This is a genomic window from Thiospirochaeta perfilievii (assembly GCF_008329945.1).
GTDB classification, from domain to species: Bacteria; Spirochaetota; Spirochaetia; order DSM-2461; family DSM-2461; genus Thiospirochaeta; species Thiospirochaeta perfilievii.
On record NZ_CP035807.1, the window covers coordinates 1 to 25,725 of the forward strand.

Here is a 25,725-nt window from a genome sequence, read left to right on the forward strand (position 1 = left end):
TTTTTTTAGAGTCGTTATGTTCGACTTTTGGGCGAAGAGGGACTTGAACCCCCGACATCCTGCTTGTAAGGCAGGCGCTCTCCCAACTGAGCTATTCGCCCTTGATTTGTATATCTCTCAATCAACGAGATGAAAAATACCATAAGATCTTATAATTGGTCAATAGTATCTTTTAAAAAAACATCAACTCTGTCTGTTAATTTGTTAGAACTATCATAAACATAGATAAAAAAACTCTTTTTATTTGGAATAATCTCAATTTCAAACTGATTATCTTTAAATAAACTACTTATAATCTTAAAGTCTCCCTTAAAATTTGGTTTATCAATATAGACTCCATTAAGTATAATTTTATCATCAAAATACTTAATTGTTGTTGAACCTAATATTCCAGAAGAAAAATTAACTACAGAGATATAAGATTTACCATTAAAATAGTTAGAAATACCAATAAAGTTCCACTTTTGATCTAATAATACCCTATTATGGGGCTCACTATCGATCCAGCTATCTAATAACTTATCTAGGGATGTGGAATAACCTACAACTTCCCCATAATAAAACGATGTAACCCCTGTATTTTTGACCCTTACCTCTAGGGAGTCACCCATCTTACCTTTATGGGTAATAATTGACCTACTTACTAAATAATCTAGATGATTCTTAGATGATCTAAGTAGGTTCTCTGAACTAACCAATGTATTTAACCCCTTCTCCTGCCTATATAGGTTAATTTCATCTTGTAGAGGGGAATTAGAGAAGAGATAGATAGACTTAATAGATATAAAAAAAAGTAGTATTAGAGTTTTGGGAATGTTAATTGTTTCCCACCTATAATATGGGCGTGGATATACTCAACTTCCTGTCCACCCTCTTCTCCATTGTTAAAAATTACTCTATAACCCTTATTTAAACCTAACTCTTTTGCTACAACTGCGACTCTTTTAATAAACTCCCCAGTTTTAACAACATCTTGCTCCTCAAAATCGCTAAACCTTTGGATCTTTTCCTTTGGTATAACTAATACATGTATTGGGGCAATTGGGTTAATATCCTTAAAAGCGTATACAACATCATCTTCGTAAATCTTAGTAGATGGGATTTCTCCCTTCAAAATTTTATCAAATATAGTTTCATTCATATACCCATTATAAAAGTGTTATAAATATTTGTACAGACTCTATTAATTAGAAAGCATAACTATGATATTATTCAACTATTATGGCTGAAGAAACAACAAGAAATATTGGAATTATGGCACACATAGATGCCGGTAAAACAACTACGACCGAAAGAATTCTCTATTACACAGGTAAGAACCATAGAATTGGTGAAGTAGATAATGGTAATGCAACAATGGATTGGATGGAACAGGAGCAAGATAGGGGAATAACAATAGTTTCCGCTGCTACTACATGTTTTTGGCATGACCACCAAATAAATATAATTGATACACCGGGGCATGTTGATTTTACTGCTGAAGTAGAGAGATCTTTAAGGGTTTTAGATGGAGCAGTAGGAGTTTTTTGTGCTGTTGGAGGCGTAGAACCCCAGTCAGAAACAGTTTGGCACCAGGCCGATAGATACAGTGTACCAAGAATTGCATATATAAATAAGATGGATAGAATCGGTGCAAATTTCTATAATGTTCTAGAAGATATTAAAACTAGGTTAGGAGCAACACCTGTTCCCCTTCAGATACCAATGGGAGAGGAGTCATCATACTGTGGGAATATAGATTTAATTACTATGGAAGAGCTAAGATGGGACTCAATGAGCGATGGTTCAGTTATTACTCGATCACCTATTAAAGATGAGTGGTTAGCAAAAGCTGAAGAGTGGAAAGAGAAACTACTTGATGAATTAGGTGTATATTCTGATGAGATAATGGAGTTATACCTTGAAGGTAAAGAGGTTCCTATAGAGCTATTAAAATCAGTTATTAGAGAGAACACAATTAATCAATCTATAGTTCCTATTTTTGTAGGTTCTTCCCTTAAAAACAAGGGAGTTCAACCTGTTTTAGATGGTGTAATTGACTTCCTTCCGGCTCCAGAAGAGTTAGAGCCGGTAAAAGCCCATAGTGTTAAAAAAGATGAGGATATACTTATAGAGAGATCTGCTAAGGGTGACCTTGCCGGTCTTGTATTTAAAATCCAACAGGATAAGGATGCTGGAGCACTATGTTTTATTCGTATCTACTCTGGAGTACTCAAATCAGGAACTGCTGTATATAATGTTAATAAAAAGAAGAAAGAGAGAATTGGACGAATTCTAAGAATGAGTGCAAACTCATCGGAGCAGATATCCTCAGTAGGTGCAGGGGATATCGCTGTAGTAGTTGGGATGAAATTTGCACAGACCGGAGATACAATAACAACAGAGGGTAACCAAATACTATTAGAACAGATGGAGTTCCCAGAACCTGTAATATCCGTAGCTATTGAACCTAAAACAGTTAGTGATCAGGATAAGATGAAAAATGCTCTTGAGAATTTAAAAAGAGAGGATCCTACATTTAAAGTTGCAGAAGATGCTGAAACAGGACAGTTAGTTATATCAGGGATGGGAGAGCTACACTTAGATGTTTTAGTAACTAGGGTTCTAAAAGAGTATAAAGTAGCTGCAAATGTGGGTAACCCTCAAGTATCCTACAGGGAGACAGTAACAAGTGAAGTTGTTCACAATGAAATTTTTGAGAAAACCCTAGGTGGTAAAGAGAACTTTGCAGATATAACTTTAAAAATATCTCCACAGTCCAGAGGTGAAGGTAATTTATTTATCTCTGAGTTAAAGAAAAATCAACTACCTCTAAATCTTGTAGAGTCTATAAAAAATGGAGTAGAAGCTGCCTTTGGAGCTGGTTCCCTAATGGGTTACCCAACAGTAGATATTAAAGTAACACTTGTTGATGTTAATTATGATGAGTTAAAGGCAAGTGAAACAGCATTTGAAGCAGCTGGAGCACTAGGTTTTGACTCCGCCTTTAGAAAAGCAGCACCAGTTTTATTAGAACCCCATATGAACCTTGATGTTCTATGTCCTGCAGACTATGTAGGTGAAGTAATTAGTGGTTTAACAAAGCGTGGTGGTATTGTTAATAGCATGGAGAGTAAAATTGCCCATGAGCATGTAAAAGCTCAAGCACCCCTTGTTAAGATGTTTGGTTATACTACAACCCTTAGAAGTCAAACCCAAGGACGTGGTACCTTTGCAATGGAGTTTAGTCACTACGCTCCTAAAGAGTAGTTTTAATAACATGGATAGGATAATATATCCTATCCATATATTTTTTATTAACTTTAAAACTAAACAATAGAGTTTATAAACCCTTTCAAGGACTCTTCTAATATGTCTATAACAATATTAAAACCGTCATCTGCACCATAATATGGGTCTGGTACATCACTATTTCTATAATTTGTTGAGTAGTCTGTCATTAATGATACTCTGTTTTTATACAAGTTACTTTTATCTAGAGATAGAACATCCCTTAAGTTACTTTTATCCATAACAACTATATGATCAAAATTAGTAAAGTCCTCTGTTGTAAACTGCCTAGAGTTTGAATTTAACTCATAACCTCTTTTTTGGGCAGCCCTTCTCATTCTAACATCAGGTGTTTCTCCTACATGGTAGGCAGAGGTTCCTGCTGAATCTATATAAAACTGGGAATCTAATCCCAAATCAGAAACTATACTTTTAAATATTCCCTCTGCAGTTGGACTTCTACATATATTACCAAGACAGACAAACAGAACTTTTATCATAAGACCTCCAAAACTACTATTTTACAAACTCTATTTAGTATAAAATTATTACATATTATTGTTTCAAAAGGAATATATATGTTAATTACTAATGAGTATTTTGAAGGAAAAGTTAAATCCATATCATTAACCACAAGTGAGGGCCCTGCAACTGTAGGAGTAATGGAAAAGGGAGAGTATCAATTCTCTACAACGAAAAAGGAGATTATGATTGTAACATCAGGTAGATTAAAGGTTAAACTCCCAGGTAAAGAGAAGTACAAAACTATAGTAAAAAACAGATCTTTCCAAGTTTATGAGAATAAAACATTTGATGTAATTGCAGAAGAAGAGTGTTCCTATATATGTTATTATAAATAAGCGAATAGGGATGATTTACTGTATCTACTCCATCTCTAATTGTATTAAATATAATCTGAAATCAAACTCTAATTGAAAGTAGTTTGACTCCATATTTTGACATAGGGAGTAGAATTTCTTATCATGATTTTTCTCTTTTAAATGGGCTAATTCATGAACTACTATCATTTTTAGAAATTCATCTGGACACTTTTTAAATATAGATGAAATTCTAATCTCAATTACAGACTTTGTTTTTCTTCCATGGGAAAAAGATTTTGAACTATTTAATCCTAAGGCCTTATAAACCCTATCTATACTATCATCATAGGATACTTTATGAAGAGGTTGGGATTTTTTAAGATACCTATTTTTTAACTGTTTTGCATAGAGAAGTAACTCTTTATTATTAGATATAGAGTGATAATTAGGATATCTATCTAATAGATACTTTTCTAACATATTATTCTCGATTAAAGAACAAACAGAATTATAGGTTTCTGTAGAGTAGTTTGATATTAGACTTAAATCTATCTCTTCTATTTTAGGCATGGGATAGATTTTATATATAAACCTAAGTATTGGCTATAGTAACTAATACTTAGGTTATACTTTTTTAACCCATAACTACACTAATTTTATTAATTGATCCTTCTTTTTGTGGCGGAACAATATTACCACTAATATTTGTACCATTTACAGATATCATTCGAACCCCTTTTTCCACACAGTTAGGGTTAGTGAAATTAATTATATATCTTGCTCCTCTAAAGTTTCTCTCCATTTTGAAGTTACTCCACTTAGGGTCTACACAGGGATCAATAACAAGCCCACCATAATCAGCTCTTACACCAAAAATGTACTCTGTTAATGCCATATGCATTGTTGGTGCAGTTCCAGTTAACCAAGTATGGCCTCCTCTCCCATGACTATCTATCCCCTTTCCTCTAACATACTCTGGGTATACATAGGGCTCAGACTTATATACATCCTGATCAGCACTCATATTCTCCGGAAGGTTTTTTTGGTAGTGGGCAACAGCTTCAGCACCTTGTCCAACCATACAGTAGGACTGTACTAACCAGGCATTTAAATGCATAAAAATCCCACCATTCTCCTTCATTGCAGGAGGCTCTTTCTCTATATTCCATGTTCTTTTTGGCAGCTTTTTATTTTCCGACAGGTCTGAATACACAGGATAACAGAGCATAGCACCCCATTTTGAGTCTAAATATTTTTTAACCGCATCTAGTGACTTACGCCCCTGTTCTTCATCTGCTACTCCAGAGTTAATACCAAAGGCCTGGGGTTCTAAAAATATTTTAGCAAACTCACTCTCAGATGAACCAAGATCAGCCTCCTGTTCTTCATTAAAGAGAGCTCTTTTAAAATAACCCTCCTTATCCATACAGTACTCTTTTATTGAATTCTTAATTTTTAATGCTCTATCCTCGTACTCTTTAACTAACTCTACTCTTCTATCTGAAGCTCTAAATAGATTAGCCATATCAATTAAGCCTGAATATAGTTGTTGGGCAACCATTACAGATTCAACATCTCTATTCGGGCCACTTCCTTTTCTATTTTCATTAAGGTCATCATTCCAATCACAATCCTTCATATATGGTAGATGTCTTGGAGAAGAGTCTGCCCAAACAGAGTCTAACCCTTTTATACAGTGCTCAAGAATACTCCCTTTAAAATCACCTAGACCCTCTTTTTTATCGGCGTAATCTGTAACTTCATCTAAAAAATTAAAATCTCCACTCTCTTTACAATATTTAACAACTGCATTTGCAAACCATATAGGGTCGTCAGATGCTTCTATGGATCTATTACCTAGCTGATCTATAAAAAAATTATGATAGGTCTTCCCGCTATTAAACATCTGGGTAGATATATGTTTTAAAACTCCAGCCATCTCCATACCCCTATATGGAAAAGTATATAGAATATCCTGAAGTATATCCCTAAACCCCCAGCCATACTCATATCCTGTATGATACCTAGACTTCATCCTATTTAATATATATACAATTTCACACTGGTATTGCAGCCACTTAAAACCATGATTTATTTTTTCATCAGGAGAGTAAATATTTAGTCTATTTAGTGTTTTTTCCCACCAAGAGACAACATTTTTAATCATAAACTCTCTTTTATCCCCATTGTGTATTAGATCTAAATACCTTTTAAACTCTTTTTTACCATTATTATAGTAGTCATTCGTAGATCCAGATATTAAGGTTACTGCAAATTCTAGACTCTCCCCTGGGTTAATAGTCACTTCATTTTTAAAAACACCACAGGCGTTTCTTAAATAGGGAGTATTTTCCGACTTTAATGAGTCATTTAAAATTGCTCCTGGATTTTTTTGGTTATTAAACCTGCTTCCATAAAAGTTCTCAAGATTTGTATCATACTTTGTGCTCTTGTTATTAAGTGTAGAGTGGAAGATAGCAACATTTCCAAGCATTCCATTAATATCATCCCTATTATCCTTAATCGATATTCCATGATTCCTACGAAATACAATTGATTTTAACTCTGAGTCATAATATGACCCACCAAAAAAACCGTCATTATCACCGGCAAGAAGCCTATCTAGAGCATCCCCCATATGTATTGGAACAAAGGGATAAAGGGTCAAGTTTTTAACTTTATCGCTACAGTTTTTAATAGTAACATTCTGTATCCAGCCATCAAACTCTTCTGGAACAACCATCACCTGAGTTGTTTTTATTCCGTTATATTCACTATTAAAGGTTATTTTCCCAAACTCTAGTGTAGTATTTAAACTCTGATTCTTTTTTCTTATTGGTTGCCATGTAGTTGTAAATAGATCCTTATCATCCCTATCATATATATAGATATACCTACCCATATTATCCTCGTCATTAAGGTGTAGTTTTGTATCTACAAATGTATTTTCATGGGTACCACGAACATCAAATCCACCCCCTGTATATGTTACACCACTACAAAAAGTCTCAGTCCCTGGTTGATTTACCCGTATTAAGTAGTGAAGCCAGGGTTCCGGGGTGTAGGGATTTGTTATTTTATATTTATCATCTGGGGTAAAAAAGCCGTACTTGTTCATTCATCTCTCCTATTTTATCTTTACATAGCTATTTTCAATCAAAATTCTACCCTCTTTTTTAAGGGCATAAATTATACTATCTATATCATTTTCACTAACTTGGATTTTCTTTTCATGTTGTAGTAATTGGGGTATATCTTTAATAAATAAAATTTTATTTTGTTTAATAGTATTAATAATTAAACTCTCTACCTTATACTCTATCTTCTGCTTATTTTTCATTTTCTCAATATGAACTCTATTAATAACCTCTGCTATTGGTTTAAGATCCTCAAAATACTCCTTTTTACACTTTATATAGACAGCTATTTTATCCTCGGTTCCTGAATTTCTACAAAACATAGAGCCTATAACTATTCCATCTAAGTAGATTGAGGCGTACAACATACTACTATCTTCTTTCGATTCAAACTCTACACTATAACCTCTATCTAATTTTTTAACTCTACTTAGAATTAGATCCTTATCTTTATTCCAAATATCACTGCTTGGATAGAATAGAGTTTTATTTACAAAATATGTGTAGAATGTATGACTAGACCCCTCATCGTAGGGGTTTGAAGCATGGATAGTATCTAAACCAAGGGTATTTATGGCGTAAATTGTAAAAAGAGTTGTAATTAATCCATTGCCAGACTTAAGAGAAACCTCTTTACCTCTGGAGTTTTTAAATATAAATGGAAGTATCAGATGTCCCGAAGACTCTAATCCAAGGAGTAGATCTCTATCTTTAAATGTACCGATCCATTTATCTCCTACGCTAACTATTTTAGAGTTCAAGCCTAGTTTTTTAGAAGCCCAATAGGAAGTCATTATATCTGACTCTACAGTTGTTATAAAATCCTTGTTTAAATTTTTAGGGTCAGTATGACAAAGGTATGTTGCAATTAAATAACCACACTTATCTCCATCTAATACAACTACACTATCATCATTCTTATTATATAGTAGGACAAATCCCCTATCACCATCACCATCTAGGGCTATTCCGTAGATAGGATCCGATGACTTACAGCCTAGATCAAACATTTTTTTTACTAAAGTGTTTGAGTTATTATACTCATTTCTAAAAAATGTCCCATGACCCTCTATTTCCGCAACTCCGCAGCCCTTATTAATATTATACCCCTTAGGAGCTGGGTCTATACTTATAAAATTTAATTCTTTTCTCTTTAAAAATTTCCTAGAAAGGTCAAAATAAGCACCAGAAGCACTATCTAATAAAAGGATAGACTTCTTTAGTTTCTGGTATATATCTATAGGTAAAATAGTGTCTAGAAGCTCCAGGGCCTCAATATTTAAGCTTTTATATTCAATCTCATCCCTATGACTCTCCTCTGACTTATCAATGTATAATTTGTAGATCCAAGCTGAAAAAGAGTAGTCTCCATATAAACCCTCAGGGAGGTTTTTACTACCATCTAGAAAGAATTTTATCCCATTTTGATTACTTGGATTATGACTTGCTGTTAAAACAGAACCACAATGTAGTTCCTCTTTTAACATTTTATATGGAATAAATGGAGTTGGAATTACTCCAACATCCAATACCCTAATACCAGCTCTATTATACCCTGCTATCATAGCACTATTTAACTTCCAATTAGTAACAATATCTCTACCATCATTACCTATACAGGCAAAACTGTTTATTGTAACTCTTTTAGAATCTAATAACATTTTAGAGTAAGCATAAGTTGTTATCTCAATAAGTTCTGGGGATATTAAATTATCATTAATAAAAGAGGATATAGGATCTTTTATATCCTTTATGGAGACTTTACCTCTTAAACCATCTGTACCTAAAAAAGAGAACCTAGATTGGAGTATAGTTTTTTCTACTTTTTGAGAAAAACTCCCCTCTAACATAGGGTAGATCCTTATTATCTTTCCAATATCTAATATAACAGGATACTTATACTCTTCTAAATAGCTTGATAACAGTATACATTTTAAAAACTCATACTCAATCTTACTAAATTTTGTTGTATCAAGATTCTTATCTATTTGGGATATATCTAAAACAAAGATATTTCGTATAGCTAAACTGTTTATAATCTTATTTAACTCGTTCACACTCTATACCATCACAACTTCTACTAAAAGATCACGACCTGAAAAGTAACTATTAGGTATTGTATACCCCTCTATTTTCTTACCATTTACATTGATACTTTTAACACCCTTATTACTACCATTGGGGTTTTCAAAATTAATAGTTACCCTACAACCTCTATACTGTCTAACTGCAGAGAATTTTTTCCACTTTGATGTAACACAGGGATCAATTATTAAACCATCATATGCTCGTCTAACCCCATATATCCAATCTATTAACACGCCTAATCTTGTAGGGGCTGTTCCTGTTAACCAAGTGTGGCCAGCCTTCCCGTGGTCATTAGATGCAGGTCCAGAACAGTACTCAGGGTATACAAATCTTTCTACAGCGTACTGATATGGGTCATCCTTGGAGCAGACAGATGGAAGTGTTTTAATATATAGGTCATGGGCCTCTTCTCCATACCCAAATTTACATAGAGATGCTATATACCAGGATTCAAGGTGTCTAAACTCCCCTCCATTCTCTTTTTTACCTGGAGCATTTCTCTTCCATGCCTGCCCATCTTCAGGAAGTCCACCCTCTACCATAACCCTATCTCCTTGACAGATTGAGATACCATAGACATCCTCTAAATCTTCTTCACAGGATTTTTTACATTTATCAAATCTACTTTTATCAGCAATACCTGAGAATCCAGACCATGCAATTGGTTCAAAGAATGTAAAACCATCGGTTTTAGAGCTCCCCATATCCTTAAGTCCATTCTCACCAATTCCCTTTATCTCATCTTCAATTTCAGTTAAATCTAACTTTGATAACCCCATATCCAGGGAATTCAATACCTGCTTATAATCCTCTGGTGCTAAAGCTCTTATGTAGTGACCTTTCTCATCAATACATCTCTTTTCTACAGAATTTTTAATACTTCTAGTCCACTCTTTATACTTTTCAACAAGATCTAACCTAATTTTTTTTACGTTAAACAAATCGATCAAATCATTTAAAGCTTTATAGAGTTGTTGAGCAGCCATTGTGGATGTATGGGTAAAAAGCCCAGAGAGATCATCATTCCAATCTGCCATTAACATATATGGTAGCCCTTGATCAGAACATCTATAAACCTTCTCTACAGCAACAATTAAATGATTAAGAAGAGTATCTTCTCTATTATCAATATAGGGAACACTAATATCTAATATGGCAAAATCCCCAGACTCTTTAATATATTCACAAGTTGCATAAACTAGCCATAGGGGATCATCTGCAGTTACAAAGTCCTTATTCCCCTCAGCTGATACAAAGAAATTATGATATACAAATCCATCGGAAAACATCTGTTTAGCTGTAAAAAGTATAAGCTCTTTAGCCTGTTTAGGACTGTATGGTAGTAGGGCTAATAGATCCTGAAGAATATCTCTAAAACCATAACCATACTCAAAACCAGAGTGGAATCTAGACTTCATTCTATTTAATAAAGCAACCATTTCACACTGATATTGTAGCCATTTATAACTAGGTTTCAACTCCTGATCCAGACCATGAACATCTATCTGTAACATTGCTATTTTTTTACTCCAACCCTCTTTTACTTGATTAAATTTTGCCCAAGCATTTGTAGGTTGTAAAATATCATTAAGGTAGTTTTTTAAATCTCTCTTTTTATTTAAGTAGTAATCCTCTGTTGATGAGCAGAGGGTTACTAAAACAATCTCTCTCTCTTCCCCAGCATTTAAAGTTAACTCATTTTTAAGTGTTGATAAAGCAGAGCATAACTCGTGGGCATCTCTATTAGGTAGTTCCCAATTATCAACTACTGCCTGGGGATTAGCCATTGTATTACTGTGGTGACCAACAAACTCATCATACCTTGTTGCACACTGGTTATTTTTTAAGGATGATGTATGGACTACAACTTTTCCAAACATATAGTTAATTTTCTCTCCGTCTGATTCAAACTCACGACCATAACCGTATCTCCATACTGTTCCGTTTACATCTTTATCTACAATTGCCCCACCCATCATTAGTGTATTAAATCCTGAGAACTGAATCTCCCTTGCATCACCAATATTTATAGGATTAACACTAAACATCGATAACTTTTTATCCCTATCAGAGTTATTTTTAACCTTAATAATTTGGACCATAGCATCAAAATCATCTGGAACAAAGCATGTGGTATTAACAGAGATATCATTATATTTTGTTGAGTATTTTACATAACCAAAACCGTATGTTGTTATTAACTCCTGCTCCCGATTTAAAGTTGGGTACCAAGTATTTGTAAAATAAGAACCCGTCTCCTCAAAAAAATATGTATATGGACCTAACATTCTAGTTTTATATGGGTCTTCATGAACAAATCCATTAACAATGTCCCCCTCTTGAGTTCCAATCCTGGCAAATGCTGTCCCATTATTTGTTAGTCCCCAACAAAGAGCATCGGTAGGTTTTTGTTCTCTTCTAGCAAGAAGCATTAGCCAAGGCTCCCTAGTTTTATTATTTATATCCTCTTTTATTACAACTTCATCATATTCATTAAATTCAAAGTCTCCATTTTTTCTAACAGTTTTCATTCTACTCCCCCGATTTATTTTATATCATTTATTTTCTTCACGTGAAAATAACTATAAAACATATTAAACATGAAATCTTTGTTCGTCAAGTTTTTATGTGAAAATAAAACTACAAACTATTTAAATAGTTAATGCTATTATTTAAATGATCTTCTTCCTCATACTCTAAAACAGCAATCTGTATATCTAGCCCTAGTTCCTCTATAAAGTCAAAAAGTTCATTATAAGGAATAATTCCAGAACCTAAAGAAGTCCAACTTGACCTATTTTGATCACTATCGGATGTATCAATTAAGTGTAGATAGAGGGGCAAGTTTAAAAACTTAATATAAGTTAATAGCTCCTTAGTTTTATACATAGGGTCAATTTTAGAAGAGATCCAAGAGATAAAGAGCCTTGGAATATCAAGTAGAGGATAGAGTTGTAACCTCTCCCTCTTAAATAGCAAAATAATCTCTTTATAGTGTTCTATACACTTTAAAATATCACATTTTAGTGGATAGAAGTTCTCTAATAGAGGTGTGATACCATGGTTATTCAAGGTCTTAACAATATCTAAAATATCTTTTATAGGCGCAGTATAGTCATGATGGAAAACTACAAGACTTTTTTGAGGTTTAATACTTTTTACAACGTGTAAAAGATCAGGATTCAAAGCTTTTCTATTTAAATAAGTAGGGGCATGGAGTAGGAAATTAAGTGAATTAGTATAACTATGGTTAATATTTTTCCCTAACTGATCATCAATAAAGAAGTTATCCCCTAAAAATATCTGAATGTAGTCTAAATCTAGTTTCTTTGTAATTTCAATGGAGTAGATAGGATCCCAATTATGTTTATAGGATAGAGATGTGGATAGGGAAATATTTTTAATCATAAATAAAAATATACCCTATCCACTATTATTTCAATATAAACATATTATTAAAGAAGAACAGCTTTAATTCTTCTAACACCTGCAGATGATGATTGTTCTTTTTTAATTTTGAAAACACCTAAATCTCCAGTGTTTTCAATATGTGGTCCACCACAAACTTCTAGGCTAAAATCACCCATTTTATATACCTTAACCTGCTCACCATACTTACTGGAGAATAGAGCCATTGCGCCTAGATCCTTAGCCTCTTCTACTGTCATAGTTTGCATTGTTATTGGTAACTTATCCTCTATAGCCTTGTTAACTAAGGCCTCAACCTCTTGAATCTCTTCCTTAGTCATTTTATCAGGATGGCTAAAATCGAACCTTAATCTCTCAGAAGTAATATTACTTCCCTTCTGATTTACATGGTCACCTAAAACAATTTTTAGAGCCTTATGCAGAAGATGTGTTGCAGTATGATATTTAGTAGACATTACAGAGTCATCTGCCATTCCACCTTTAAAGATCTTATCAGCACCCTGTTTTGATAACTCCTTATGTTTTTCAAAGGCCTTATCAAAACCATCTCTATCTACAGTCATCCCCTCTTCTTTTGCTAACTCTTCTGTTAACTCTAGGGGGAATCCATAGGTATCGAATAGGGTAAAAGCAACTCTACCAGGGATTATTAATTTTGGATTCTTTTTAAGATTAGGAAGTAGTTTAGAGAATTCCTGCTCACCCTTTTTAAGGGTTAGACCAAACTTATCCTCCTCTGCTTCTAATACAGAGAAGATAAACTCTCTCTTTTCATTTAACTCAGGGTATTGATCTTTATACATATCAATTACAATATCTGCAGGTTTAGAGATAAATTTTTCCTCTAAACCTAGTTTTTTACCATGACGAATAGCTCTTCTTAACAATCTTCTTAAAATATAACCTTGACCTACGTTAGATGGTTGTACACCCTTCTCATCACCAATAATAAAGGTTGATGTTCTTATATGATCACATATTATTCTTATGGACATATCAGTATCTTCTGATTCCCCATATTTAGCACCACTTAGTTCCTCTATCTTTTCAATTAGAGGTATAAATAGTTCTGTTTGATATACGGATTTTTTACCCTGTAGCATAGTTATAGTTCTCTCTACACCCATACCTGTATCAACACATGGCATTGCAAGAGGTTTAAATGAACCATCCTCCTGTTTATCATACTGCATAAATACATTATTCCATATTTCAAAATATTTACCACAACCGCAGCCAGGAATACACTCAGGAGAACACACTTCCTTACCTGTATCGATAAACATCTCTGTATCAGGTCCACATGGTCCTGTTTGACCAGCAGGACCCCACCAGTTATCCCCCTTTGGGAGTTTATATATACGACTATCAGGAAGGCCTAACTCCTTCCAATAACCAATAGAATCGTTGTCACATGGTGCATCATTGTCACCCTCAAAAACAGTTACAGATAACTTATTTATATCTATTCCTATAACGTCTTTTAGAAAATTAAAACTCATATTAATTGCTTCTTTTTTAAAGTAATCCCCTAAAGACCAGTTCCCTAACATCTCAAAAAAAGTTAGATGTGTAGCATCTCCTACATCATCAATATCACCTGTACGGATACACTTTTGAACATTAGTTAATCGTTTTCCTGCGGGATGAACCTCACCTAGAATATAGGGTACTAAGGGGTGCATTCCTGCAGTAGTAAAAAGTACTGTTGGATCATTTTCTGGTAACAATGATTTTCCAGAAATCTCTTTGTGATTATTTGATACAAAAAAGTCTATATATTTTTTTCTTAAGTCATCTGCTTTCATAAAGTGAATAATACAATAAAAGTTACTTTTTTATCAATAGATCCAATCATCTTCCCCTAGTATTCTAAGATCTCCATCGGCCTCTTTTTTATGAATTAATTCAATAAACTCTTTTGTCTTTTTATCAGCGTCAGATTTTTTTATTAAACCAATTAAATCCATCTCACTTTTTACAAGAGCTCTTCGTCCTTCTGACATAGCTGACCAAATTCTAGCTTGTATCTCAGTGGACTCTCCCTTTATTAGATAGACAAGATCCGTATCTGATAATTCACTGATTATTTTTTGAAAATCCAAGGTATCAATATTATAGATAATATCTATAGTGTATAATCTGTCCCTAATAACTTCCCCAAGAAATGGATCACTCTCTTCAATTTTACTTAATATACTATTTTCAGAATCCCTATCCATATGTTTTAAAATATCAGCTAATGTACCTCGACCATCAATATCTTGATACTCATTATTACCTAATAACTTGATTTTTTCTTTTAGACTCTCTCCTATTATAGAAATAACCTGGGGACTTACACGTTTTAACTTTGAGAGTCTTTTTACAACATCCCTTTGGGTATCAGGGGGAAGGGATTCAATTATAGGTGATGCAAGTTTAGGTGATAGATAACTTAGTACTATTGTTAAAACTGATGCACTCTCCTTTCTTAATACTAACATTCTCTGTCTAAAGTCCAAATCATTTAAAAATGAGAAGGGTTTATCTGCACTATCAGGTACTGCTGAATAGAGTATCTTGTTCCCCTTCTCCTGTCCAAAAGCACTTACAAGAATAGATCTAGCAGTCTCTATTCCACCTTGATTTCTATTAAATAGATCGCTATTTTTTCCAAACTCCTCTAATAGTTTAGAAGCTTCACTCTTACTTACCCTGTCAATCTTTGTAATTTCCATAGAGATCAATTCGATCTCCTCTGGAGGTAGGTGTTTAATAACCTTTGATGCCTCTTCTTTTCCTAGAACAAGAAGAAGTTTAGCCACTTTTTGATACTTATTATCTTTTATAGGTTTGACTACAGTTTTTATTAAACCATCTCTTTTAGGTTGATCAGGTGTATAGTTATTGTCATCTATTTCATCAACTTCAGGGTTGTTATCCTTTGTTGCACTTTGGTATGCCTTTATTCCTCGTTTAAATTGATTCATATAGACATATTACATACTAGTTCAATTTATTTACAATACTTATTGACTAAATTGTAAGATTTTAATATAAATATACTCGTAAATGCCGCTGTAGCTCAGTCGGTAGAGCAGGGGACTGAAAATCCCTGTGTCATGAGTTCAAGTCTCATTGGTGGCATAAGAGTTAAGACATTTAATGTTTTAACTCTTTTTTTATATACTTAATAATTGCCGGAGTGAGTCTTTTTACAGTATCTTCAACTATTAAGTTGTTATTTTCTCCAATTTTGTACTCTAAGTTGCTAATTAACCCCTCTATATCACTCCCATCCCTATTATTACTATTTATATTATCATAATTTGTTAAATCCATTAAAACATCTCCTGAGTTATAGGACTCTTCACTAACATAGTTTGAACACGCCTTTAATAGAGAGATAATCTCATCCTCGTTGTTTAAAACTTTTAGTTCCCCATTTTCATCCCTATAGATCTCAGCCTCCTGTTTTAAAAGCATAGTATCATTAGCTTCTAGAGAGTCAATAATCAATTGTAAAATCTGTACATCCTTAGCAAAAACGTAGCCCATATAAAAGATTATAAGTGTTAATATTAAAAGAAGTGTTGTTAATAAGGCTAACATTATGTAGTTTTCATACTGGGTAACCTTATTTTGACTTATGACAACACCATTATTTGGTAGTTTAATTCCGTCTTTTGTAGTAAAGAATCCTTCTCCTAAGTTGATCTCAATATAGTTATTTAATTCACTTTTAAGAAGGTTTATTACTTTAGTATGGTCGTTTAATATACTACCATCTGGATAGTAAATTACGGAGTCAATAGTATAAAACTGTATATCATTTCTTAGATCGACTAAATCCCCTACACTGTAGTTAACACCATAATATTGTGCCTCTAAAATTCTAGTTTCTCTCTCCACAAGGGATGTAACTACTTTGTTATCAATTACAATAATTCCAACTACATAGATCATAACAATAGATACACCTATTTTCATAATTCTGTCTTGAACCCACACTGAATCTGTTTTCATTCTCTTTAAAAAATTAAAAACCCTTAAAAATCGTAATATTCTAATTATTTTAAAGAATCGTCCAACCTTAATTATTTTAAATATTGATAAGAGAGGTGTGTTATCCAAAAAGAAAAAGATCCCTGGTAAACTAGCTAATAAATCTACCCACCCATAACCATTTAAAAAATATAGCTTAGGGTTAAAAGAGATCATTCGTATAGCAAAATCTATAACAAAAATTACAGATATCACTTTATTAGGTGTAAGAACAAAGCCTTTTAATGCCGTATATTCACAAAATAGCCCAATTATTGAAATTATTATTAAAAATGGATTAATTGCATCTAAAATTTTTATTACCTTTTTAAAGCTCTCTCTTGGTTCTACTAACATATATTTAAATCCCCACTTCTATTTACTATAATTATATTCAAATAAGTCTTTTGCTGTAATAATATCTAGTTTTACACCCTTAAACTTCTTATAGGTATTTAAAACCTCTATAGACTCATTTTTATATGCTGATATCTTTCTAGATGCAATATTAAAGGCGTTTGTAACTAACATTTTTCTTCTAGTATCACTACTGTATAACTTTTCTAATTTAAGTCTTTGATCTAGGGATATACTATTGAACTTATTAGATATTTCGTAAACTTGAGCAGCTAAAACAAGATTGTATGTGTGCACAAAGAGTATTGTTACATAATATATTGACCGTACTCGCCCTATTCTATCGTTAATAAAAGCTTCTACATTTGATATTATATTTAGATTTGACAATTGGGATTGATTAGCACCATTTAGTAAAATATAAAGCCCTGCATAACAGAATACGTCCTGGGGATCTTCCCCTCTCTGCTTACTTACAAAGGTTAAAAAGTCTATAAAAAAATTAATAAACTTACTGTTTTTATATCCTAAACAGATTGCTAAAACCTGGGGATTTAACTTCTTTTTATTAATCGAGTCATTTAAATACTTAATAATTTCACTCTCATCAATCTCTTTACCACCATTTATTTTTTTTACATTAGTTGGTATTAAATTAAAATTCTTAGTAGTTAACTTCAAAAGCTCTGTTGCATAATCCCTCTCTGAGTTGGTAGTTGTACTACTTTCTGATTTTGTTATCTGATTTATTTTTAGAAGATTATAATAGAGTAAAACATCATTATTACTTAAACCAATGGACTCTCTGTTTAAAACATCAATCAATCTCTTCTGTTCTAAATTATCAATATTTAAAAGATCAATTCCTTTTAAATTATTTCTAAAAATATCCTTATTTATTAATATTTTCTCTTCTGGTAAGTAAGTTGATAGTTGCTCTTCTGTGGTTATATCGTTATTAAAACCTCTACTTAATAATAGGGGATAATCAATAGAGCGATTATCTCCCTTATTAGAGTTTTTCCATATTTCTAAAAATATTTTATAAGTGGGTCCTGGGTCGTTTGATATGATACTACTTATACTTTTAAAAAGATTAGACGGTATCATTTTTTTGTTATTAATAGCATTGATTATATATGTTGCTAACTTTATTGTTTCTTCTCTCTTCATGGTTTTAATAATAGTATTAGTTCATTACTCATGCAATACTATTCTAAACTCACAAAATTTTCCTGCTGAAGACTTAATATTTAACTTTCCTCCAACACTTTCTACATGATTTTTAATAACACTCATACCAATACCCTGTCCAGCTAGATTATTAACACTTTTTTTTGTGGAAAAGCCTGGATGAAATATAAGTTTTACAGCCTCTGAACTTGTCATATTTTTCACTTTTTCAACTGGAAATCCTTTCTTTTCTATAGCAGCTTTTTTAATATTATTAATACTTAATCCTGCTCCATCATCCATATAACTAAAGACTATTTTATCTCCAACCTTATTTAATGATAATTTTATCTTGCCCACTGGATCCTTTGATCTTTTAACTCTCTCATCCCTATCCTCAATACCATGGGCAAGGGAGTTCCTAATAAACTGGTTAATAGAGTCCTTTAGAAGACGTCTATACTTTTCTGGGATCAAATCATTATCATACTCTGTAACATCTAGTTCGACCTCTTTCCCATGCTCAATTCCTAACCTATTTAGGGATTTTTTTAAAGACTCCTCAAAAATATATTTCTTATTTTTTACATCAGATCCTACCTTTTTTTGAAAAGAGACAATTTTATCAATTAAATCATTTATTTGATTAATATCATGTTTTAATTCTGCAAGATTTACTGTTAGTTTTAACAACTCCCTCCATGTTGGATTAGTATCCTTTAACTCCTTAATATACTCTTCAAAATCTTGTAATTTACTTGCTACCGTATTTAAACCTAAAAGTAGAGCATTACCCTTTATACTATGAACTAAAGAGAAGATATAATTAATAGTCTCTCCTGTATCATCAGACTCTACTTTTAAAAGCTCATTTATCTTATTAATCTCATCATTAGTATCCTTTAAAAACTCATCCATTAATTCAGGGTTTACATGAATAATCTGAAATAGACTCTCCATATTTTTAAGACTCTCACTCTCTTCTTTCTCAAGCTGCTCTTCAAGTAAAACCCTCTCTGTTACATCCTTAAATAGACCTAATATCTGTATTGCACCGTCTTTTAACTTAATTCTTTGAAAATCAAACTCTAACCAAACCTGGGATATATCACTACTATTAGCTGAAAAATTCATCAATATCTTATCTATAGGGTTTATAGAGCTTAAAAGTGTTGGGTTAACAGTTTTGTTAAAAAACAGCTCTAAATAATCCTTTGTTGCAACAAAATCCCTTTGTGGTAATTTATCTTTTATTAAGTCTAAAAATGATTGATTATCTTTAGGCTCTCCAAAAAGTTCATTAAAATATGTTGATCTCTCATCTGCAAGTTTAAGTTCACTATCTAATAAAAAGATCCCCTGTTTTACATTACTTAAGATCATTGTAGTCTGTCTTCTTTTCTCAACAAGGTCATTTGTTGTAACTTCTAACTGTTCAAAGGCTTTTATTCTAATTATTTCAAAAGCTACAGTAAAAAAAGATACTCCAACATAGCCTCCTAATGCCCTTGTAGCCATCTCTGGTATAAGTTCTAAACCTTTTAGACTTGGTATATGAAACATTATAAAATATGAACTAATACTAAAAAGAGATGTTAATATAGACCCGTGTATAATACCTAAGAAAAATATCGATACTAATGGAAATAACATCATCCAAAAGTATCCAGCTTTTTCTGCCCCATGGGAGTACAAAAGTAGGGAGAAAAATAGATAGGCTATATAACTTACAAATGTTGTACCTATACTAATTTTCTTAGTTATACCAACTACAACCATTGATACAGCTATAAGTAAAGCAGTGGAAGCTGTAATAACAGTTACTATTATTTCACCCTTAAAAACATCATATATAGCAAAAATAGAGAGAATGATTATACCAATTGATGATATACTATTTAAAACAGCGCTTCTTGATTTATCTCTTAAACCAGAATCTTCCTTTAAACCATTAAATATTAGTGAGAGCAAGATTTTTTTTAGCATTGGATAGCCACCTTAATTTATTTTATTATATTTTCTAAACCAACTGAAACATGGAATAAACCCATGGATGTTTCAAAAGGAATAGAGATAATAGGCATGTTATGATTTGTAGGCCATGCAATTTTATGATTATTCCCTTTAACTATAGAAGGAAGAGAAATTACTAATCGGAACTGCTCTAAACCTTTTTTTGCGTTACCAGCTATAATATTAACAACTTCTCCTGTTGAATCTACTACATCATCATCTAAATCCTCAATTGGGTATCCAACTAACTTTTCGGTTAACTTTATTATAAGATCCTTTGGGAAACTAAGTGTAATAACACCTTTTGTCTCTCCAGCTATTCCAATAACTGCAGATAGATCCCAACCTAGATCTTCATTTTTATCAAATAAAAAGGGAGTTTTTAAAATAGGTTCTTCCCCATAAAACTCCTTAAAAATATTTATTGTAGCTTCTATAAATGGTTCTATATATTTTGTGTCCATAATCTCCCCTATTTCACTGACTCAAGAACTTGGTCTATTTTTTCTAATAATTTATCATCTTTAATTGGTTTTATCATGTAATCGTTAACACCGGCTTTTACAGCTTCAATTACATTGTATTTAGCAGCTTCTGATGTAATCATTATAATTGGGAGTTTAGCGTGTTTAGGAAGGGATCTTAACTCCTTTACTAGATCCAAGCCGTTTAAGTGGGGCATATTCCAATCTACAAGGAGTATATCAATGTTCTCTTTTTCAATAATGTTAAACGCGTCAACACCGTTGTCCGCTTCAACAAACTCATGATTTGCTTTTTTATCACTTAATAATGAGTTTTTTACTATATTCCTCATTATCCTTGAGTCATCTACGACTAAAATTTTCATAATTATTAAATCCTATTTTTTAAATTATATTACCATTAATAAATAAAATCGGTCAAATAGTTAAATTTATTTGCTCCAATATGGTTAGAAGCCTTTTTTCTGAAACTTTTACTGGAATCTTAATATTACCTGCAAATACAGAGACTCTAAACTCTTCTAATAAAACAGTGTACTCTCTCATTAGTTCTAACTTTTCCATTGAAGCTGCAGGGGATAGATCTTCTAATATTTTTGCGTACTTTTGTTCATAATATAGAATAATATCCCTCTTCTCCCTATCTTTTATTAAATTTAGAGGTCCTTTATTAATCCTCTCATTAAGGGCCTTTAGATATCTTAATAGGCTGTTATAATTTTCTGCTTTTATTAAAAAATCATTAGGCATCAACCTTATAAGTTCGTTATTAATATCCTCGACAAAGGATTCTCCCCTATTACCTAATTTATCAATAACTCTTGATAGACTCTCTCTTACGTTTTTATACTCATACAATATTGGTATAACTCTACTAATATGCTCCTTTGAGAGTTCTAACAATCTTGGAGAGAGGGATTCTACAAATAACTCAAAATCTGATCTACTACGAATGTTTTTATCTACACAATCTTTTATTAATCTAAAAAATAGCTGTTTATAAAACTCTTTTTCTCCATCAAAATAGTTAGTGATCATAGACTGATCCTTAGTTAATAAAATATCCTCTTTGATAGCTTTTAACTGTTTATTCAATCTATTAATAATAAGCAGGGATGTTCCTTCTATATGCTCTTTCAAAGCCTCTTTTTCCCTATTAAAAAGTAATAAACTTACTGTATCACTATTTACCTTAAGACCAGGATAGTATTTTATGCCTTTTATAATAACACTTTTTTCTATAGGCTCTTTAAAGTCCCAAGTTGTGATATTAGTCCTTTCATACTCCTCTTTAGCTTGCTTTACTTTTTTAATATTATTTAACCTTTTGCTATAATCATCATATAAAATATCTCCATCCCGGGAGGATTTTATCTCTTTACCTTTTTCATCAATAATAGCTACTCTTATTTTTAAATATTCAGGGAGTTTATTATCATCCCACTCACCTACAGGTATATTAAATCTCCAGTTTCTATAGATGTAGTTGCTTAATTGTAAATGCAAATTAGAATCTGTAACTTCCATATTCTCTATAATATCATCTACAGTAGAGTTTATTGGAATTAATCTTTTTCTATAAACCTTAGGAAGTCCCTTTATTAGAGCAGTTATTCTATCTTTTAATAAACCAGGTATTGCAGTATCCAATTTCTCTTTTGGGACATCCATAGCAACACGAGCAGGAACTTTAATAGTTACACCATCTAACTCCTTCCCTGGATCAAAATTATAATCAATTTTAAATGTAGAGTCTCCTAGGGTATATGTATCAGGAAACTCATTTAGTCCACCGGGTATTGAAGTATATAGGTCTTCTTCCTTCATTCTTAAAAAATCATCCCCACTTTTTTTCCTAATTAGTGATGTTAATTCATTTAAGGATGATATATTTGTTATTTTTTGAGTATAAAATGTATCAATTGCACTTGAATCTACCAAAATATTTCGTAGTCTAAGTTTATCTTCCATTTTACTAATTTTTTCAATTAAGGAGAGATTAAAGTCTAAAAACTTATACTCCTTTCTCTGTTTTGGAGTAAGCTCTCCCTCAACTAAACAAGTCTGAATAAATATTTTTGTAGCCTCATTTTTATTATACAGACCATAGTCCACATCCCTATTGTATACAATTGGTAACCCAAAAAGAGTAACCCTTTCAAGGGCTCTAACCTGGCCTAATTCAGTACTGTAATATGGTGCTGAGTAACTTCTTTTACAAAGCTCTCCTCCTAATCTCTCTAACCACTCTACATCTATATTTCCAACTGTTCTTAAAAATAGTCTACTTGTTTTAACCTGTTCAAAGGAACAAACCCACTCTCCTCCATTATTAAAGAGTCCTGATCCTGGATAGATCATCCCCTCTCTATCCCTTGTTAATCTGTAAAAGTTTTTCTCTCTTTTAAGGGCTATAGTGCTTAAATACCCGGTTAAAATAGATCTATGAATTCTTCCATAATTGTTATTAAGCTCTTTTTTTGTCCAATCTTCCTGGGGGAGAGATGTAATTGTTATATTATTCTCTTTATTAAGTGTAATAATCTGATTATATATATCACGCCACTCCCTCAATCTTTTGTAGGAGATAAAGTTCGTTTTACACCAGTTTTTTATTTTACCGTTTGTTGATGCTCTTTTATTTAACTCTATCTGATACTCATTCCATATATTTAAAAGGGTTAAAAAGTCAGATTCTGGGTGTTTAAATCTATTATGTTTTTCATCAGCTTGACTTGCTTGTTCCTTTGGTCTATTTCTAGGATCATGTATTGATACAACTGCAGCAATAGCTGAAATTTCTTTAACACAGCCCTCTTTTTTAGCCTCTAAAATCATCCTAGAATCCCTGGGATCAATTGGATATTTTGACATTATCTTACCATCAGAGGTTAAAACCCAACTATCTCTATGTTTTTTAATTGCTCCAAGTTCTAATAGAAGGTCATATCCATCTTTTATACCCTTAGCTGGAGGAGTATCGATAAATGGGAAACTTTTAACATCGCTTAGTTTTAGGGATATCATTCTAAGTATTACTTCCCCTAAATTAGTTCTTTGTATTTCTGGAGGGGTAAACAGTGATCTTTTATTATAATCTGCTTCTGAGTAAAGCCTAATGCAGATACCATTCTCTACCCGACCACACCGTCCCTTTCTCTGATCTGCACTACTTTTAGATATTGGAGAAACTGGTAGCCCCATTGTTCTTGTTTGGTGGGAGTATTGGGAAATCCTTGCAACACCAGAGTCTATTACATATTTTATTCCAGGAATTGTTAATGATGTCTCTGCAATATTAGTACTAACTATTATCTTTCTCTTGTTTGTTCTTGTAAAAACAGCCTTTTGCTCTGACTGGGTAAGCCTAGCGTATAGAGGAAGAAGTTCCATCTTGCCCAAAAAGTTTTTATTTAAATTTTCTATACACTCTCTTATATCCTGTTCTGTAGGTAGAAAAACTAAAACATCACCAGAAGGTGTGGTCTCTATAAGTTCCGTTGTAGCAGATGCAGCCCTTTCACCAAAACTAGACTCTAGATCCTCAGCTTCTGGTTCTCTGTATATTACCTCTACAGGGAATGTTCTTCCACTTACCTCTATAACAGGGGCATTATTAAATGCTTTAGAAAATTTCTCAGTATCAATAGTAGCAGAGGTTATAACAACCTTTAAATCCTTACGTTTTTTTAGTAAGTCACGTAAGATTCCTAATATAAAGTCAATATTTAAACTTCGTTCATGGGCCTCATCAATAATGATACAGTCATAGTTATTTAAAAATCGATCACCTTGGGTCTCTGCTAATAACATTCCATCTGTTAAGACTTTAATATAACCCTTATCTGAAAACTCTTCCCCAAAACGTATTTTGTATCCAACATCCTGCCCAAGGGGAGTTTTTAGCTCCTCTGCTAATCTTGTTGCTACAGATATGGCAGCTATCCTTCTAGGCTGAGTACAGGCGATAATACCACTCTCTCCACAACCTGCGTCTAGACAGAATTTAGGTATCTGTGTAGTTTTTCCAGACCCAGTTTGCCCAGAGATAATAACCACTTGATTATTTTTTATTGTCTCTATGATCTCTTTTTTTCGTTTTGTTACAGGTAATTCTTCATTATAATATACTTTTGGTTTATTTATAATTCGACTCTTCTTAAACTCAATAGACCTCTCTATCTGAGATAGAACCCTATTTAAATCGTTTTTATCAAATTTCTTTTCAATTCGTTTTAATTCTCTAAATAGTTTATACCAATCTCTTTTATAAACCTGTTTAAGGAGTTCAAATGTCTTATTAATTTCAGTCATATAAAATCATTATATAGTTTGAAATTAAATAGCTCAATAGATCTATTTGGAGTTAATAAGTTGATTTAAATGTCCAATAATCTCATTCCTTTCATTAAATGAGTGACCTCCATAGTTATATAATACGATCTTTTCATTAATGTTATTATAATGTTTTATTGAACCGATATATGGAATTTTATCATCATTCTTTGCCAAAATAATAATCTTATTACCAGAACCAATATCCTTAAATCTAGATATATCCTTCATATATATAAAGTCTTCAAGGGTGAACTGGAAAGAATCATTGGAATCAAAATAGCTATGTTGTCCAATAAATGGTTCCATTAAGGCTACATCTGTTAATGGATTTATAAGAAGTGTATCTAATGAATTTAAGTTACTAAAATATTCGGCATAAAAACCACCTAGAGATGAGCCAACAATAACAGCAGACTGATATTTTCTCAATAACCCTTTTATTAATGGTATATCTTCTGTGGGCTTACTTGTTAAATTTGGACATATAACCCTCTCCCCAAAAAACTCCTTTAAAAAACAGCCTTTTTTAGAGTTTGAATTTGATGCAAAACCGTGTAAATATATAATTTTCTGTAGAGTAGACATAAT

At 32.5% G+C, this 25,725-nt stretch carries 19 protein-coding genes and 2 tRNA genes; 3 read left to right on the top strand and 18 right to left on the bottom strand.

The genetic code is table 11. From position 1 onward, the window contains the following. Positions 1-28 precede the first annotated feature (28 nt). The 3 genes from EW093_RS00005 to EW093_RS00015 form a co-directional block, all read right to left on the bottom strand. A tRNA-Val gene (locus tag EW093_RS00005) sits at positions 29-101 on the bottom strand. Between the two features lie 48 nt (positions 102-149). Beyond that, positions 150-821 (bottom strand): CAP domain-containing protein, encoded by a 672-nt coding sequence (locus EW093_RS00010; protein ID WP_149566410.1) that lies wholly within the window; start codon positions 819-821, stop codon positions 150-152. Continuing rightward, on the bottom strand, positions 800-1,141 hold the full coding sequence (locus EW093_RS00015) for a histidine triad nucleotide-binding protein (RefSeq protein ID WP_149566411.1): 342 nt from the start codon (positions 1,139-1,141) through the stop codon (positions 800-802). The genes EW093_RS00010 and EW093_RS00015 overlap by 22 nt, the downstream gene beginning before the upstream one ends. 80 nt (positions 1,142-1,221) lie before the next feature. On the opposite strand from EW093_RS00015, the gene fusA reads away from it, so the two are divergent. Beyond that, on the top strand, positions 1,222-3,249 hold the full coding sequence (gene fusA / locus EW093_RS00020) for an elongation factor G (RefSeq protein ID WP_149566412.1): 2,028 nt from the start codon (positions 1,222-1,224) through the stop codon (positions 3,247-3,249). A 59-nt stretch (positions 3,250-3,308) separates the two neighbouring features. Here the strand turns inward: fusA and EW093_RS00025 are convergent, their stop codons facing one another. Next, positions 3,309-3,770 carry a low molecular weight protein-tyrosine-phosphatase gene (locus EW093_RS00025; protein ID WP_149566413.1) on the bottom strand — a complete coding sequence of 154 codons (462 nt, stop codon included), beginning with the start codon at positions 3,768-3,770 and terminating at the stop codon, positions 3,309-3,311. Positions 3,771-3,848: 78 nt separating this feature from the next. Between EW093_RS00025 and ppnP the strand changes: the two genes are divergently transcribed. Continuing rightward, on the top strand, positions 3,849-4,130 hold the full coding sequence (gene ppnP, locus EW093_RS00030) for a pyrimidine/purine nucleoside phosphorylase (RefSeq protein ID WP_149566414.1): 282 nt from the start codon (positions 3,849-3,851) through the stop codon (positions 4,128-4,130). A gap of 24 nt (positions 4,131-4,154) precedes the next feature. On the opposite strand, the gene EW093_RS00035 is transcribed toward ppnP, so the two are convergent. The 7 genes from EW093_RS00035 to EW093_RS00065 all read right to left on the bottom strand — a co-directional run bounded on the left by EW093_RS00035 (position 4,155) and on the right by EW093_RS00065 (position 15,717). Beyond that, positions 4,155-4,661, bottom strand: a complete 507-nt coding sequence (locus EW093_RS00035; protein ID WP_149566415.1) for a SprT-like domain-containing protein — start codon at positions 4,659-4,661, stop codon at positions 4,155-4,157. Positions 4,662-4,725: 64 nt separating this feature from the next. Further along, the gene (locus EW093_RS00040; protein WP_149566416.1) at positions 4,726-7,209 is read right to left on the bottom strand and encodes a GH36-type glycosyl hydrolase domain-containing protein; all 2,484 of its coding nucleotides are present in this window, start codon (positions 7,207-7,209) and stop codon (positions 4,726-4,728) included. A 9-nt stretch (positions 7,210-7,218) separates the two neighbouring features. Next, positions 7,219-9,285, bottom strand: a complete 2,067-nt coding sequence (locus EW093_RS00045) for a hypothetical protein (protein WP_149566417.1) — start codon at positions 9,283-9,285, stop codon at positions 7,219-7,221. A 3-nt stretch (positions 9,286-9,288) separates the two neighbouring features. Next, entirely contained in the window at positions 9,289-11,847 is a 2,559-nt protein-coding gene (locus EW093_RS00050) for a GH36-type glycosyl hydrolase domain-containing protein (protein ID WP_149566418.1), read from the bottom strand. Positions 11,848-11,956: 109 nt separating this feature from the next. Then, positions 11,957-12,724 carry an apurinic/apyrimidinic endonuclease family protein gene (locus EW093_RS00055; RefSeq protein ID WP_149566419.1) on the bottom strand — a complete coding sequence of 256 codons (768 nt, stop codon included), beginning with the start codon at positions 12,722-12,724 and terminating at the stop codon, positions 11,957-11,959. A gap of 47 nt (positions 12,725-12,771) precedes the next feature. Continuing rightward, positions 12,772-14,553, bottom strand: a complete 1,782-nt coding sequence (locus tag EW093_RS00060; RefSeq protein ID WP_149566420.1) for an alanine--tRNA ligase — start codon at positions 14,551-14,553, stop codon at positions 12,772-12,774. Positions 14,554-14,586: 33 nt separating this feature from the next. Further along, on the bottom strand, positions 14,587-15,717 hold the full coding sequence (locus tag EW093_RS00065; protein WP_149566421.1) for a flagellar motor switch protein FliG: 1,131 nt from the start codon (positions 15,715-15,717) through the stop codon (positions 14,587-14,589). Positions 15,718-15,801: 84 nt separating this feature from the next. Here EW093_RS00065 and EW093_RS00070 point away from each other — a divergent pair. After that, positions 15,802-15,874 (top strand) — tRNA-Phe (locus EW093_RS00070). A 15-nt stretch (positions 15,875-15,889) separates the two neighbouring features. On the opposite strand, the gene EW093_RS00075 is transcribed toward EW093_RS00070, so the two are convergent. Genes EW093_RS00075 through EW093_RS00105 form a run of 7 tightly spaced genes read right to left on the bottom strand, consistent with a single transcriptional unit; the run spans position 15,890 to position 25,722 of the window. Next, entirely contained in the window at positions 15,890-17,128 is a 1,239-nt protein-coding gene (locus EW093_RS00075) for an ion transporter (protein ID WP_149566422.1), read from the bottom strand. Positions 17,129-17,146: 18 nt separating this feature from the next. Next, complete coding sequence (locus EW093_RS00080) at positions 17,147-18,301, bottom strand: hypothetical protein (RefSeq protein WP_149566423.1); 1,155 nt, start codon at positions 18,299-18,301, stop codon at positions 17,147-17,149. Positions 18,302-18,325: 24 nt separating this feature from the next. Next, the gene (locus EW093_RS00085; RefSeq protein ID WP_149566424.1) at positions 18,326-20,287 is read right to left on the bottom strand and encodes an ATP-binding protein; all 1,962 of its coding nucleotides are present in this window, start codon (positions 20,285-20,287) and stop codon (positions 18,326-18,328) included. A gap of 17 nt (positions 20,288-20,304) precedes the next feature. Next, complete coding sequence (locus EW093_RS00090; protein ID WP_149566425.1) at positions 20,305-20,778, bottom strand: chemotaxis protein CheX; 474 nt, start codon at positions 20,776-20,778, stop codon at positions 20,305-20,307. A gap of 8 nt (positions 20,779-20,786) precedes the next feature. Then, positions 20,787-21,164 (bottom strand): response regulator, encoded by a 378-nt coding sequence (locus tag EW093_RS00095; protein WP_149566426.1) that lies wholly within the window; start codon positions 21,162-21,164, stop codon positions 20,787-20,789. Between the two features lie 52 nt (positions 21,165-21,216). Then, a complete protein-coding gene (gene hrpA, locus EW093_RS00100; RefSeq protein ID WP_149566427.1) occupies positions 21,217-25,113 on the bottom strand; it encodes an ATP-dependent RNA helicase HrpA in 3,897 nt (1,298 codons plus the stop codon). 42 nt (positions 25,114-25,155) lie between these two features. Further along, a complete protein-coding gene (locus EW093_RS00105; RefSeq protein ID WP_149566428.1) occupies positions 25,156-25,722 on the bottom strand; it encodes a YqiA/YcfP family alpha/beta fold hydrolase in 567 nt (188 codons plus the stop codon). Positions 25,723-25,725 lie beyond the last annotated feature (3 nt).